The organism is Pseudomonas sp. B21-031 (genome assembly GCF_024748985.1).
GTDB classification, from domain to species: Bacteria; Pseudomonadota; Gammaproteobacteria; order Pseudomonadales; family Pseudomonadaceae; genus Aquipseudomonas; species Aquipseudomonas kermanshahensis.
The window spans coordinates 4,899,233-4,912,978 of the sequence record NZ_CP087181.1 but is presented as its reverse complement, the minus strand read 5'-3'; the positions used below and the strand labels follow the sequence as shown (position 1 = coordinate 4,912,978).

Below are 13,746 nucleotides of genomic sequence, written 5' to 3'. Positions count from 1 at the left end.
CCTGTCAGTCGTTGTGCGGGGTGCCTTGATCAGCCTTGCCTGGATCAGGAGCGCCTTGCTCAGGTGTGAGCGCGTTGTCCTGGCCGATGCGGATCGCTGCGCCGGGGGTGAGCTTGAGTTGCCCAGCGGTGACCACCTGCTCGCCGGCCTGCAGGCCCTTGCTGACCACCACCACGCCGTCGCGGCGCTCGCCGGTCTGCACGGTGCGCTGCTCGGCGATGAGCGGGGGTTGGCCGTTTTCGGTTTTTTCCGGGTTGCCGTCCTTGTCCTTTTTCGGGGTGGCGACATACACCGAGTTGCCATACAGGGTGTAGGTGATGGCACTTTCCGGCACCACCACCCGCGGCTGTGGCGCGGGCAGCAGAATCAGCAGGTTGGCGAACATGCCAGGCAGCAGCTTGCCGTCAGGGTTGGCCAAGGTTGCGCGGACCAGCAAGTTGCGGGTGCTTTCCTCGACCTTGGGGTTGATGGCGCTGAGGCTGGCGGTGAAGGTCTGGCCGGGGTAGGCGGCGACCTGCACCAGCACCTCTTGGCCCAGGCTTAGGTGCGGCAGGGCCTGCTCGGGCACGTTGAAGTCGACGTAGAGGCTGGACAGGTCTTGGAGGGTGGCGATCACCGTGCCGGCAGCCAGGTAGTCGCCGACATCCACCTGGCGAATGCCAATGGTGCCGCTGAAGGGCGCACTGATGCTTTTTTTGGTCTTCGAGGCCTTGAGCTGATCGACCACGGCCTGGTTGCGCCGGTACTGGGCGGTGAGGCGATCGTACTCGCCACGGGAGATGGCCGAGTCGCCGACCAGCTGGCTGCCGCGGCCGAAATCGACCTTGGCCAGCCCCAGGTCGGCCTGGGCGGTGCCGAGCAGGGCGGTTTCCTGTTCGTCATTGAGCTGCAGCAGCAGTTGCCCGGCCTTGACCTTCTGCCCGGAGTCGAAGTGCAGGCTTTTGACGATGCCTTCCACCTCAAGGCTCAGCTCGACGCCTTGCAGGGCCTTGAGGCTGCCGACGGCGGGCAGGCGTTCTTGCCACTGGCGTTCTTCGGCCAGCGCTGCCGCCACGGTGATCGGCGGCTTGGGGGCTGTGAACACCTGGATCTGCTGGTAGATCGAGAAGGCCTTGTAGCCCCCCAGGGCCAACACGATCAGCAGAACGACGGCCAACATGATGAGCATGCGGCGGCGAAGCATAGGTCCGGTTCCTTGGAAGCGTGGTTGTTATTCGTTTTGACACGACAACGGGCGATCCTGCCCACGTGTGGATGGGGGAAGTATTGACTGTTTTTGGCTGGTGCGGAAGGGCGGGTGCAACGGGATTATTCAAACACTGGCGCGTGCACTGCCGTGTAGGAGCAGCCTTGTGCTGCGAAGAGGCCCGAGCAAGCACTGGAGATTTACAGTGCTGGCTCGGGCCTCTTCGCAGCGCAAGGCTGCTCCTACACGGGCCGCGATGTGCCAGGGCAATCAGGCCAGGTGCAGGTGGTTGTCCCAGAACCCGGAAGGCAGGTCCATCGGTTGCCCGATCAGCTCAGCCTTGCGGCAATCGTAGAACCGGCAACGCCCCTGCCCGGAGGTCACGACAAAGCCATCCTTCACCGCGCCAACCCCTGCGCAATCTGGCATCGGCGCATCCAGCTTGACCGCGCCACTGTCCAAGTCCCAGACGAACAACCGGTTGGCCCGCGGCGCCGTCAGTGCCACCAGCCGCAGGTCGCTGTGAATCGCCACGCTGGCGGTGTACTGGGCCATGGCCTGCAACTGCCGCTCCGGCACCGGGAAGGCCTTGAACGGCTCGCCCGGGCGCTTGATCGCCAGCAGCTCGGCGGTTTCGTCGGCGTCGCCCATGAATTGCTGGCAGGCGGCAATGGTGCCGTCGTCGCCAATTGCCAGATGACGCACGCTGTTCATCTGCTGGGCGAGGGTTTCTTTGCTCAGCAGGGTGCCGTCGCGCTGCATCAGGACCAGGCTTGGTTGCATGGCGTCGAGGTTCATCTCTACGCGGCTTTCGGCCTCGGTGCGGATGCCGCCGTTGGCCACCACCAGGGTTTCCCCGTCCGGCAGCCAGGCCACTTCATGCGGGCCGATGCCGTGGGTCGACAGCTCGCCGCTGTGCACCAGGCGTTCGCCTTCAAAACGGTAGACACCGAGCAAGCCGCGACCCGGGTCGGTGGTGTCGTTCTCGGTGGTGTACAGCCATTCCCCGCCCTTGTGGATGACCGCATGGCCGTAGAAATGGCGGTTGGGCTGCGAGACCACGGTTTGCAGCAGCCGCCCGTCGCGCAGGTCGACCAGGTAGCTTTCAGTACCTGGGCGGCGGGCGACGAACAGGGCGATCGGCAGCGTGGGGTGGTTGATGATGGCATGGCAACGCTGGGCAACCTGGGTGCTGAACACCTGGGTGCCGTCCAGGCGGAACCCGACGGCGTAATGCTTGCCATCGCCGTCGTCGCGCGCCGAGAGCAGCAGGGGTTCGCTGCCTTTGTTGCGGAACAGGCTCCAGCCGCCCAGGGTGAGGGCGCTGAGCAGTACGCTACCGAGTTTGAGGGCCTGGCGTCGCAGCATGATCAGTCACCGTCGTTGGCATTGAAGCCCAGCTGGATGTTCAACGCCTTGGCCAGCTCGCCTTCGTGCAGGCGGTGGACAACGTTGAGGCTGTCGTAGATCTGGTTGAGGGTCTGCTTGCCGGCGTCGTCGGCCAGCAGCTCGCCGAGGGTTTTCTGATTGTCGGCCAGCTGTTTGAGCGCAGTGGCGTAGGCGTCGTCGATCTTGTCTGCCAAGGCTTTCTGGTCGCTGCCCAACAGGCCACGCAGGCCCTTGTTGTCGACCCCGACCCAGACCGCCTGGGCGGCCTTGAGGCTGGCCTCCAGGCTTTTGAGCGAAGCGTGGCTGCGCCAGGCCTCGGCCTGCAGCGGCTGGGCAATGCCCTTGCTCTGGCGGCCCATGGGGGCGCCAAGCTTCTTCTTCAGGGTGTCCAGGGCGGTGACCTGGGCGCGCAGCAGGTCGGCGATGGCCTCGTGGGAATCGGCGTAGCGCTGGTTGGGGAACTTGGTCATCTGCGAGAGCATGCCGTCGGTGCTGTTCCAGCCCTTGAGGATCTCTTCGGCCAAGGCCTTCTGGTGCTCGGCGATGGCCACCAGCAGTGGGCAGTAGCGGGCTTTCTGCTCTGCCGTGGCAACGTCTGGCTTGCTGTCGAAGAGGATGTACTCGTAAGCCGACAGGCCGCGCACCACGACGCTGGCCTTGCCCAGGGCAGCGGCGTCGACGGGTTTGTCACCGTTGACCAACTGCTCGACCTGGCGGCCGACCAGGTTCTTCTTGTCGGGCCAGAACTGCACCTGCCAGGCGCGGTTGCCTTCGGCCAGCGGGCCGACCAGCAACGGTTGCAGCTCGGCCCAGGCTTTTTGCGCAGTGAGGAAGTCGGCGCGGGCGGTGTCCAGGTTCGCCTTGCCTTCGCAATAGGCCAGGGCGCTGACGGCCAGCTGGCGGTCGGCTTCGACCCAGCGGCTGTAGGTCGGCAGGATCACCTGCTTGGCGATGGCGGCGGAGGTCACGGCTTGCGGGTCCTGCGGCGAGCAGGCACCGAGGGCGAGTGCGGCGAGGCTGGTGAACAACAGTTTGGGTCGGAACATGCCCGGCTCCTTGCGCGTTTTAAAGTGAGTTCAGGAAAGCCAGCAGCGCGGCACGCTGCTCGGCATTGAAGGTGAGGACGAAATTACGTGCCGCTTCGGCTTCGCCACCGTGCCAGAGCACGGCTTCGAGCAGGTTGCGGGCGCGGCCGTCGTGCAGGAACTGGCTGTGGCCACTGACCGTTTCACTCAGGCCGATGCCCCACAGCGGCGGGGTGCGCCAGTCCTGGCCATTGGCCGCGAATTCGGTGCGTTCATCGGCCAGGCCCGGCCCCATGTCATGCAACAGCAGGTCGCTGTAGGGGCGGATCACCTGGCCGGCCAGCTCAGGTTCGGCCGCGTTTGCGGCGGTGGTGAACTGCGGGGTGTGACAGCCCTGGCAACCGGCCTGGAAGAACAGGTTCTTGCCTGCCAGCACCTGCGGCGCACCCACATCACGACGGGCAGGCACACCCAGGTTGCGGGTATAGAAGGTGACCAGGCGCAGGATGTTGTCGCTGACTTCCTTTTCGCCCCCCATGCCATCGCCATTGGGCGCGGCTAGGCAGTCGACTTGCGCTGCGGTGCAGTCGTCCTTGGGTTGCAGGGTGGAGGTCAGGCCCATGTCGCCGGCAAACGCATGGACGTTCTGCTGGTTGACGTTGGGTTGCCCGGCTTTCCAGCCGAAGCGGCCCACCACGGTCTTGCCCTGGGCATCATCCCAGACCCGGTTGGCTCGGCCGCGGATGCCGTTGCGGTTGCGGTCGTCCGGGTCTTCGTTGGCGAGGAGGTCGGCTTCGGGGATGGCTTCGAGCAGGCCGAGGCCGATCATCGGCGGCGCAACACGGGCCGAGAAGCGGGTATCAGGGTGCATTGCCCCGTAGCCCAACTGGGTGATCTGCAAGCTGGGCCGACGCAGTTCGACCTGGTGGCCGTCCTTGAACGTGACGGTCTGGTTGGCGTAAGTCACGCGGACCTTGCCCTCCGGCGCCACGCCGGGGATAGCCATGTCCTGCAACTGGGTGCCGTACACGGGCTCGGGGACCACGCCCAGGCGCTCGACCACCTTGGCCAGGTAAGGCTGGTCGGGGATCGACAGGCGCACCAGCATCGACACCGCGTTGCTGTCATCAAGCTCGGGCGGGTGGCCGCGGCCATCGCGCACGTGGCAGTTCTGGCAGGCATTGGTGTTGAACAGCGGGCCGAGGCCATCGCGCGCGGTGGTGGTGGAGGGGGCGATCACCCAGGGGTTGCGAAAAAAACTGTTGCCGACGGCGAAGTCCAGGCGCCGCTCGGGCGAAAGGTTGGCCGAGGGCAGGGAATAGGCATTGCGATCGCTGCGCTGCACCGTCGCCTTGCCACCCGACAGCGCTTCGCCGGGCTCTGCCTGGGTGAAACGCGGGGCGTCGTCACAGGCGGCGAGGGCAAAGGCCAGCAGCAGGGGAGAGAGTCTGAACAGCGACGAGGACATCAAGGATCCTGGGCGTGAGCGAAAAACCGGCGTGCAAGCTTAGCAAAGTGGGGATGTTTGAATAAGAGCAATTTGCAATTGCTGGATGAAATCAGTGTCAGCTACATCTGTTGCCCGCGAAAGGGCCAGAAGCAAAAAAGGCGACCCGGAGGTCGCCTTTTCCAGAACCGCTACAGCCGAATCAGAACTCGTGATCCGCAGTGTCCGGGTTCAGGTTGGCAATGCCCAGCTTGCCTGCAGCCTGTTCGATCGCGCCGGTCTGCTTGACCAGCGAGGCGATGGCGTCACGCACGACTTGGTTGCCAGCGGCGTTGTCGGCAGCGATCAGTTGGTCGTAGTGCTCGCCTTTCAGGGCGTGGTCGACGATCACCTGGATCTTCGCTTCGGTGGCTTCCAGGTCGGCCTTCAGGGTGGCGTCGGTAGCTGGGTCGACCTTGGCCACCAGCGACGACAGGCTCGGGCCGGTCAGCTTGGTGCCATCCGCGCGGGTGTACTCGCCCAGGTAGACGTTGCGGATACCCTTGGCGTCGTAGAAGTGCGAGTAGTGGGTGTTGTCGCTGAAGCAGTCTTGCTCGTCTTCAGGCGAGTTGGCTTCCAGCGAGACCTTCATGCGCTCGCCCGCCAGTTCGCCCAGCGACAGGCTGCCCATGCCGAACAGCATCTTGCGCAGGCCGTCGTTGACCGGCTCGGCTTCCAGGGTGGCGCGGTAGTTGTCGGCAACGTTCGGTGCCCAGTTGCCGACCATCTCTTCGAGGTCCTTGACTAGCAGGTCGGTGGCCGCCTTCAGGTAGGCACGACGGCGGTCGTTGTGGCCGCCAGTGGCACCGTTGCCTTCCAGGTAGTCGGAAGCAGGGCGGTTGCCGGCGCCTGGGCCGGTGCCGTTCAGGTCCTGGCCCCAGAGCAGGAATTCGATGGCGTGGTAGCCGGTGGCGACGTTGGCTTCAGAACCGCCCAGCTCGTTCAGGCTGGCCAGCTTCTCTGGGGTGATGTCCTTGACGTCGACCTTCTCTTCGCCGACCTGGATCTCGGTGTTGGCGATGATGTTGGCACTGGCCGCTGGGTTGCCCAGGGCGTGCTCGTAGCTCTTGTCGACGTAGTCGATCAGGCCTTCGTCCAGCGGCCAGGCGTTAACTTGGCCTTCCCAGTCGTCGATGATGGTGTTGCCAAAGCGGAAGGCTTCGCTTTGCAGGTAAGGTACGCGCGAGGCAGCCCAGGCGTCCTTGGCGGCTTTCAGGGTTTCGTCGTTGGGCTTGGCCAGGAACGCGTCGACTGCCGTCTGCAGGGCCTTGGCGGTGCTCAGCGAGTCGCTGTACACGGCGTAGACCATGTCGGCGTAATGCTTGACCACGGCCTTGCCGGCCGCTTCATCGACAGCCCCAGGCGCGGCGGCGGTGGTGCTGGCGGCAGCAGGCGCTTGCGCTTGCGGAGCAGCGGCCTTGTCATCCTTTTCGCCACATCCGGCGAGCGCGATGGCGATGGCCAGCAGACTGGCGGAGGCCAGAGGCATTCGAATCATTGTTGGTTTCCCTGCGTCGTGTGGTTGGACCGTGCGCCATGGCACGCGAAACCGCAACATCATGCGAAAGATTTGCATTTGCTGTAAAGAGGCGAGCGCGCAATTCATGTAAATGCCCGTCACGGCCTGTAACCGGGGCCGCCAGGGCTACAGCATGGACACCTGATTGCGCTGTGCCTGCTTGAGGTAACTGGTCAGCTCGCGGGCCGACAGTGGCTTGCTGTAGTGGTAGCCCTGACCCTCGTGGCAACCCTGGGCGATGATGTAGGTCTCCTGCTCGGCGGTTTCCACGCCTTCAGCGATAACCTGCATGCCCAGGCTTTTGCCCAGCTGGATGATGGCGCGCACGATGGTGGCGTCGTCATCGTCGTCGAGCAGGTCCTGGACGAAGCTCTTGTCGATCTTGATCTTGTCCAGTGGCAACGACTTCAGGTAGCTGAGCGACGAGTAGCCGGTACCGAAGTCGTCAATGGCGATCAGTGCCCCGGAGCGGCGCAGACTGAGCAGGTGCTGGGCGGCGGTGCTGATGTCTTCCATCAGGCCGGTCTCGGTCACTTCCAGCTCCAGGCTGCGCGGCGGCAGGCGGTAGGCCTGCAGCAGGTTGTTGACCACGCGCGGCAGTTCGCTGTGGTGCAACTGCACGGTCGACAGGTTGACCGCCATGCGCAGGTCGCTGAAGCCCAGGTCGTGCCATTCGCGCAGCTGCCGGCAGGCCTGGTCGAGTACCCATTCGCCGATGGTGATGATGTTGCCGTTCTGCTCGGCCAGCGGGATGAACTGGTCGGGCGGAACCATGCCCAGCTCCGGGTGTTGCCAGCGCAGCAGGGCCTCGACGCCAACCACGCGGTGGTCGCGGTAGCTGATCTGCGGCTGATACACCAGGTACAGCTGATTGCGCGGCAGGGCTTCGCGCAGGTCTTTTTCCAGCTCGCGGCGGCGGCGCATCTCACTGTCGACGCTGGCGATGTAGAACTGGTAACGGTTGCGTGAGCGGGCCTTGGCCAGGGTCATGGTCTGTTCGGCTTTTTGCAGCAGCTTCTCGGTGCTGTCGCCGTCTTCGGGGAACAGGGTGATGCCGATGGTGGCACGCAGGCGGATCTGCTGATGGTCGAGGTCGAAGGGCACCTCCAGGTCGTCGAGGATACTCTGGGCCAGCTCGGCAGCCTCATAGGGCTGCTCGATGTTGGCCTGAACCAGCGCGAACTGGTCGCCACCCAACCGCGCCAGCGCCCCCAGGCGGCCACTGTGGGCGCGCAGGCGGTCGGCCAGGGCCAGCAGCAACTGGTCACCGACCTGGTAGCTGAATTGCTCGTTGATGCCTTTGAAATCGTCCAGGCCTACGCACAGCACTGCCACGCGATGCTGCAGGCGGCCGCCATCGACCAGGATCTTGTCCAGCTGTTGCTGCAGTTGCTGGCGGTTGGGCAGGCCGGTGAGGAAGTCGTATTGGGCCATGCGTTGCAGGCTGTTCTCGGCCTCGTGGCGCAGGTGGGTATTGCGCTCGATGGAGGCCAGCAGCTGGTTCGCCGTGTTCACCCACAGCCCCAGTTCGTTTTTTTCGTGGCCCTTGAGCAGCGGGATCTGGTGCTGGCTGGGGCGATCGGGGTTGATCTGGGTAAGGTGCTCGATAATTTTCGACAGTGGCTTGGTCAGCAGCCAGTGGTACACCAGGTACAACACCAGGCCCATGGCCAGGGCGCGCAGCACGCCGGAGATGAAGATGATCACGGCGTTGATCAAAAAATCTTCGCCGTACGACGAGGTGTCGAGGGTGATGCTCAGGTCGCCGTAGTATTCGCTGTAGGGGCCGCGGCCGACCAGTTGGGTGGTGTAGGTGCGCTCCTGGCCGAGGATCAGGTCGGTCAGCCAGCGCATGGACATGTCCTGCAGCGGGCGGGATTTTTCGGCCAGCATGGTTTCGTTGGGGTGGCCGATGGACGCCATGCGCACCGACTCGTCCTGGAACAGGCCCTCCATCACCTGCATGCCCATCTCCCGGTCAAGGCTGTACACCGCCTGGGTAGAGGGGTCACGGAACATGTCGAGGATGCGCTGGGCATCGTTGTCGACAGCCTGGCGGGTCTTGTAGGTGTCGTAGACGATTTGCGCACAACTGAGCACGACGCCCACTGCGAGCGCCGACAGCAGCACGACCCTGAGCAACTTGACCGACAAGCTGTTCCGCAATTCCAGCTTCAATGGGGTTTCCTTAATCCATGCGCATGGCATCATTTTGCCATCAATGAAACCAATACACTATCGGCCGGTGTGCCACGGACACAGCGCGAGAAGCGGGGTTGTCCTGGGCAGTATATCGGTCGCCTGGCCCTGCAACTTGAGTGCGCTGTATCAAGTTTCCAGAGGTTTGATGTTAGCGTGCAATCCGTGCTGAGCAAGAGGCTGTTACAGGCCCATAAAAAAACCCGGCACCAAGGCCGGGTTCTTCGTTCAAGGCTGGATATGCATCAGGCCTTGAAGGTCTTGCCTTCGAACTGTTCGGCAACGAAAGCCCAGTTGACCAGGTTCCAGAACGCCTCGACATACTTCGGACGCACGTTGCGGTAGTCGATGTAGTAGGCGTGTTCCCAGACGTCGCAGGTCAGCAGCGGGGTGTCGCCATTGGTCAGCGGGTTGCCGGCGCCGATGGTGCTGGCCAGGGCCAGGGAACCGTCAGCTTTCTTCACCAGCCAGCCCCAGCCGGAGCCGAAGGTGCCGACGGAAGTCTTGGTGAACTCTTCCTTGAACTTGTCGAAGGAACCGAAAGCGGCGTTGATGGCTTCGGCCAGGGCACCGGTCGGTTGACCACCGGCGTTAGGCGCCAGGCAGTTCCAGTAGAAGGTGTGGTTCCAGACTTGAGCGGCGTTGTTGAAGATACCGCCCGAAGAGGTCTTGACGATCTCTTCCAGGGTCTTGCCTTCGAATTCGGTGCCTGGGACCAGGTTGTTCAGGTTCACGACATAGGTGTTGTGGTGCTTGTCGTGGTGATACTCCAGGGTTTCCTTGGAGATGTGCGGCTGCAGGGCATCGTGGGCGTACGGCAGCGGCGGCAATTCAAAAGCCATGGTGGATCTCCTGATTCAGGTCTATTTGCGGTTTGCGCAAGGCCGATCACGGGCGGCCCGATCAACGTCGGCGAGTTTGTACTCTTTGCGACGCGAGGGCTGGATCATAGCACCGGGCCCGGCGCATAACCACGCAACAAAGATAGGGAATAGAGGTTCCAGAGCGGTTGGCCGGCGCCGACCAGTGGTGTTTGCCGCGGCGTTTGTATCGCCTGTGAGATCGAGCGCCGCCCGCGCGGCGCTTCGCAGCACAAGGCTGCTCCCACATTTGTTTCGGGCCAGTCACGCCTGTGCCAGTGGGCGCGACCGCCTTGTTTGTTCGACGCGATATCGAGTCATGCGCCAAGGCGGTCGCGCGCGTTTGCCCCAGGAATAATTGGCCCGAAACTAACGTAGGAGCGAGCGTTGCTCGCGATGCGCCGCGCCGGCGGCGCTCGATCTCCCAGGCGCTGAAACTGCCGTGCCAAACACGTCCCCATTCAGCTAAAAATCAGTTGCGCCGCCACCGCGAACATCATCACCGCCACCATCAGGTCGAGCATCCGCCAGGTCGCTGGCCGCGCCAGCCACGGGGCCAGCCAGGCCGCACCAATCGCCAAGGTCGAGAACCACAGCAGCGATGCACTGGCCGCCCCCGCCACATAGGCCCCGGGCACTGTCTGCTGGGCACCGAGCGAGCCGATCAGCAGCACGGTGTCGAGGTACACATGGGGGTTGAGCAGGGTCACCGCCAGTGCACTGAGCAATACCGCGCGGCGCGAGCGCATGCCCTGACCTTGCTGGTGCTGCAGGCTCTGCTTGGAGCAGGCGCTGCGCAGCGCCTTGGCGCCGTACCAGAGCAGGAACACCGCGCCACCCCAACGGGCGATGGCCAGCAGGGTCGGGTTGTGCGCCAGTACCGTGGCCAGGCCGAACACCCCGGCAGCGACCAGCAGGGCGTCGCAGACGATGCACAGGGCCGCCACCGGCAGGTGGTGCTCGCGGCGCAGGCTTTGCGCGAGGACGAAGGCGTTCTGCGCGCCGATGGCCATGATCAGGCCGAAGGCCACCAGCATGCCGTTCAGATAGCTTTGCCACATGGCGGTGTACTCCAGAAAATGAGCCATAAACGATGCTGGCTATTGTGGTGATTGGCGCTGTATAAGAAAAACAAATAAAGCTGATCAGGCATTAGGAATATCGATGTTCGACTACAAGCTGCTGGCCGCCCTTGCGGCGGTGATCGAGCAAGGTGGCTTCGAGCGTGCGGCGCAGGTGCTGGGGCTGTCGCAATCGGCCATTTCCCAGCGCATCAAGCTGCTCGAAGCGCGGGTTGGCCAGCCGGTGCTGGTGCGGGCCACGCCACCGAGCCCGACCGAGGTCGGGCGCCAGTTGCTCAACCATGTGCAGCAGGTGCGTCTGCTTGAGCGCGACCTGCAACGCCAGGTGCCGGCGCTGGACGAGGAGGGCATGCCGGAGCGTTTGCGGATTGCCCTTAACGCCGACAGCCTGGCCACCTGGTGGGCAGGCGCGGTCGGCCGGTTCTGTGCCGAACAGAACGTGCTCACCGACCTGGTGGTGGAGGACCAGGAAGTCGGCCTTAAACGCATGCGTGCCGGTGAAGTGGCAGCCTGCCTGTGTGGCAGCGAGCGGCCAGTGGCTGGCGCGCGCAGCCTGCCGCTGGGCGCGATGCGCTACCGTGCACTGGCCAGCCCGGTGTTCATGGCGCGGCATTTCCCCCATGGGTTCGAGGTCAAGCGCCTGGCACGTACGCCCGCGATCGTGTACGGCCCGGACGACTTCCTGCAGCACCGCTACCTGGCATCGCTGGGCATTGAGGATGGTTTCCTGCACCACTTGTGCCCCTCGTCCGAAGGGTTCCTGCGCATGACCGAAGCGGGGTTGGGCTGGGGGCTGGTGCCTGAATTACAGGCGCGCGAGCAACTGTCCAGCGGGCAATTGGTGGAAATCTGCGCCGATACTCCCATCGATGTGCCGCTGTACTGGCATCATTGGCGCAATGGCGGGCAACTGCTCGCGCAACTGACCGATCACCTGCGGCACACGGCACGGCAATGGCTGGTGCCCTTGTAGCCACGGCCGGCGTCAGTTGCATCTGAAATCTGGCAAGGCGGAGTCTTACATGCGAATTCTGGTCACCGGCGCGAGCGGCTTCATCGGCGGGCGCTTTGCGCGCGTTGCCCTGGAGCAGGGCCTGGACGTGCGGGTCAGCGGCCGACGTGCCGAAGGTGTCGAGCACCTGGTCAAGCGCGGCGCGCAGTTCATCCCCGGCGACCTGGGCGATGCCGAGCTGGCCCGGCGCCTGTGCCAGGGCGTCGAAGCGGTGGTGCACTGCGCAGGCGCGGTGGGCAACTGGGGGCGCTACCAGGATTTTCACCAAGGCAACGTGGTGGTCACCGAAAACGTGGTCGAGGGTTGCCTGAAGGAGCATGTGCGGCGCCTGGTGCACCTGTCGTCGCCGTCGATCTATTTCAATGGCCGTTCGCGCCTGGACATCCGTGAGGACCAGGTGCCTCGCCGCTTCCATGATCACTATGCGCTGACCAAGCACCTGGCCGAGCAGAAGGTGTTCGGTGCCCAGGAGTTCGGCCTGGAAGTGCTGGCGCTGCGCCCGCGCTTCGTCACTGGGGCTGGCGATGCCAGTATTTTTCCGCGGCTGATGCAGATGCAACGCAAGGGCCGCGTGGCGATCATCGGCAACGGCTTGAACAAGGTCGACTTCACCAGCGTGCACAACCTCAACGAGGCGTTGCTCAGTGCCCTGTTCGCCGACGACCGCGCCCTGGGCCAAGCCTACAACATCAGCAATGGCCACCCGTTGCCATTGTGGGATGTGGTCAACTACGTGATGCGCCAGATGCAATTGCCGCAAGTGACGCGGTACCGCTCCTACGGCCTGGCCTACAGCCTGGCGGCGCTCAACGAAGCGGCGTGCATGCTGTGGCCGGGGCGGCCTCAGCCCACCTTGTCGCGCATGGGCATGCAGGTGATGAGCCGCGATTTCACACTGGACATCAGCCGCGCACGGCAGTACCTGGACTACCAGCCCAAGGTCAGCCTGTGGACGGCCCTCGACGAATTCTGCGCCTGGTGGAAGCACCAGCCTGAAGGCCTGAAAATCGGCTGATGCAACGATGGTCATCACCACGCCGCGCGAGCGGTTTATACTCGTGCCTCTTTGCGACTACCGCGGTTGAATGTACTCATGCGTAAGCCTGCTCACGACGATTACGATGATGTGCCTACCCTAAGGGCCGGCACGCCCGACGATGATGAACTGATACCCGCGCACGTGATGCGCAGCCGGCAGAAAGCCGAGCGGGGGGCCAGTACGGCACCTTTGTGGGCGCTGTTGGTGGCGTCACTGATTGCCTTGGCGGGGTTGGGCTGGTGGAGCTTTCAGCAGATCTCGCTGATGGAGCAGCAACTGGTCGCGACCCAAGAAAGCTTCGCCCGTATCAGTGAAGAGGCGGCCGGACGACTGCAGGCCATCAGCGGCAAGGTCGATGCCAGCGAGTCGACGACCAGCACCGGCAGTGAGGCGCTGAAGCTGCAGATCCGCCAACTGCAGGCCAGCCTGGCCGAGCAGGGCAAGCAGCAGCAGGGTGTAGCGGGGCAGACCGGCGACCTGGGCAAGCGTCTGGAGCAGGTGCTGGCCGATACCCGTGAACAACAGAAGGCCGTGACCGAGCTGCAGAGCCAGTTGCAGGCGCAATTGAAGGCCGTGAATGGCGAGCTGGCGGCGCTGAAGTCAGGCCAGGTCGATGGCGGCAAGCTCGACGGGCAGCTCAAGAACCTGAGCGACGAGGTGGCGGCGCTGAAAAAGCAGGGTAACCCGAGCGCGGCGATCCAGAGCCTGGAGCAGGACATGCTGGTGTTGAAGAGCCAGGTCGACAATCGCCCGGCGGCGGCGTCGGGCGGTGCCTCGGTGCAGGAGTTCGATGCCTTCCGCGGGCAGACCACCCGCAGCATCAACACGCTTCAGAGCCAGATCCAGAACCTGCAGCAGCAGATCAAAGCGCGCCCCTGAAGACCCCGCGTGCCCTGTAGGAGCAGCCTTGTGCTGCGAAGAGGCCAGTGTAGGCATAACCGTTACGTGC

11 protein-coding genes are annotated in these 13,746 nt (G+C 64.0%); 3 read left to right on the top strand and 8 right to left on the bottom strand.

Annotation, left to right across the window (positions count from 1 at the left end; genetic code table 11):
• Positions 1-4: 4 nt before the first annotated feature.
• From LOY53_RS21895 to LOY53_RS21860, 8 genes are all read right to left on the bottom strand, one after another.
• Complete coding sequence (locus LOY53_RS21895; RefSeq protein WP_252825739.1) at positions 5-1,183, bottom strand: efflux RND transporter periplasmic adaptor subunit; 1,179 nt, start codon at positions 1,181-1,183, stop codon at positions 5-7.
• A 273-nt stretch (positions 1,184-1,456) separates the two neighbouring features.
• A complete protein-coding gene (locus tag LOY53_RS21890) occupies positions 1,457-2,554 on the bottom strand; it encodes a DUF1513 domain-containing protein (protein WP_258703285.1) in 1,098 nt (365 codons plus the stop codon).
• 2 nt (positions 2,555-2,556) lie between these two features.
• Positions 2,557-3,621: an imelysin family protein gene (locus tag LOY53_RS21885; protein WP_099430352.1), complete on the bottom strand. Its 1,065-nt coding sequence runs from the start codon at positions 3,619-3,621 to the stop codon at positions 2,557-2,559.
• 19 nt (positions 3,622-3,640) lie between these two features.
• Positions 3,641-5,068 (bottom strand): di-heme oxidoredictase family protein, encoded by a 1,428-nt coding sequence (locus tag LOY53_RS21880; RefSeq protein WP_252825738.1) that lies wholly within the window; start codon positions 5,066-5,068, stop codon positions 3,641-3,643.
• A gap of 181 nt (positions 5,069-5,249) precedes the next feature.
• The gene (locus LOY53_RS21875) at positions 5,250-6,584 is read right to left on the bottom strand and encodes an imelysin family protein (RefSeq protein ID WP_252825737.1); all 1,335 of its coding nucleotides are present in this window, start codon (positions 6,582-6,584) and stop codon (positions 5,250-5,252) included.
• A 147-nt stretch (positions 6,585-6,731) separates the two neighbouring features.
• Positions 6,732-8,783, bottom strand: a complete 2,052-nt coding sequence (locus LOY53_RS21870) for a bifunctional diguanylate cyclase/phosphodiesterase (RefSeq protein ID WP_027594050.1) — start codon at positions 8,781-8,783, stop codon at positions 6,732-6,734.
• 266 nt (positions 8,784-9,049) lie between these two features.
• On the bottom strand, positions 9,050-9,646 hold the full coding sequence (locus LOY53_RS21865) for a superoxide dismutase (protein WP_027594051.1): 597 nt from the start codon (positions 9,644-9,646) through the stop codon (positions 9,050-9,052).
• A gap of 479 nt (positions 9,647-10,125) precedes the next feature.
• Positions 10,126-10,725, bottom strand: a complete 600-nt coding sequence (locus LOY53_RS21860) for a LysE/ArgO family amino acid transporter (RefSeq protein WP_027594052.1) — start codon at positions 10,723-10,725, stop codon at positions 10,126-10,128.
• Positions 10,726-10,822: 97 nt separating this feature from the next.
• Here LOY53_RS21860 and LOY53_RS21855 point away from each other — a divergent pair, with 97 nt between their 5' ends.
• From LOY53_RS21855 to LOY53_RS21845, 3 genes are all read left to right on the top strand, one after another.
• Positions 10,823-11,719 (top strand): LysR family transcriptional regulator ArgP, encoded by an 897-nt coding sequence (locus LOY53_RS21855; protein ID WP_172961410.1) that lies wholly within the window; start codon positions 10,823-10,825, stop codon positions 11,717-11,719.
• 49 nt (positions 11,720-11,768) lie between these two features.
• The gene (locus tag LOY53_RS21850) at positions 11,769-12,773 is read left to right on the top strand and encodes an NAD(P)-dependent oxidoreductase (RefSeq protein ID WP_099455218.1); all 1,005 of its coding nucleotides are present in this window, start codon (positions 11,769-11,771) and stop codon (positions 12,771-12,773) included.
• 78 nt (positions 12,774-12,851) lie between these two features.
• The gene (locus LOY53_RS21845; RefSeq protein WP_258703284.1) at positions 12,852-13,676 is read left to right on the top strand and encodes an ATPase; all 825 of its coding nucleotides are present in this window, start codon (positions 12,852-12,854) and stop codon (positions 13,674-13,676) included.
• The last annotated feature ends 70 nt before the right edge of the window (positions 13,677-13,746 follow it).

Bases quoted from the DNA above. Each gene is read 5' to 3' on its own strand.
- LOY53_RS21860 (WP_027594052.1), bottom strand. From the start codon at position 10,725: ATGTGGCAAAGCTATCTGAACGGCATGCTGGTGGCCTTCGGCCTGATC.
- LOY53_RS21875 (WP_252825737.1), bottom strand. From the start codon at position 6,584: ATGATTCGAATGCCTCTGGCCTCCGCCAGTCTGCTGGCCATCGCCATC.
- LOY53_RS21850 (WP_099455218.1), top strand. From the start codon at position 11,769: ATGCGAATTCTGGTCACCGGCGCGAGCGGCTTCATCGGCGGGCGCTTT.
- LOY53_RS21895 (WP_252825739.1), bottom strand. From the start codon at position 1,183: ATGCTTCGCCGCCGCATGCTCATCATGTTGGCCGTCGTTCTGCTGATC.
- LOY53_RS21890 (WP_258703285.1), bottom strand. From the start codon at position 2,554: ATGCTGCGACGCCAGGCCCTCAAACTCGGTAGCGTACTGCTCAGCGCC.
- LOY53_RS21885 (WP_099430352.1), bottom strand. From the start codon at position 3,621: ATGTTCCGACCCAAACTGTTGTTCACCAGCCTCGCCGCACTCGCCCTC.
- LOY53_RS21845 (WP_258703284.1), top strand. From the start codon at position 12,852: ATGCGTAAGCCTGCTCACGACGATTACGATGATGTGCCTACCCTAAGG.
- LOY53_RS21880 (WP_252825738.1), bottom strand. From the start codon at position 5,068: ATGTCCTCGTCGCTGTTCAGACTCTCTCCCCTGCTGCTGGCCTTTGCC.
- LOY53_RS21865 (WP_027594051.1), bottom strand. From the start codon at position 9,646: ATGGCTTTTGAATTGCCGCCGCTGCCGTACGCCCACGATGCCCTGCAG.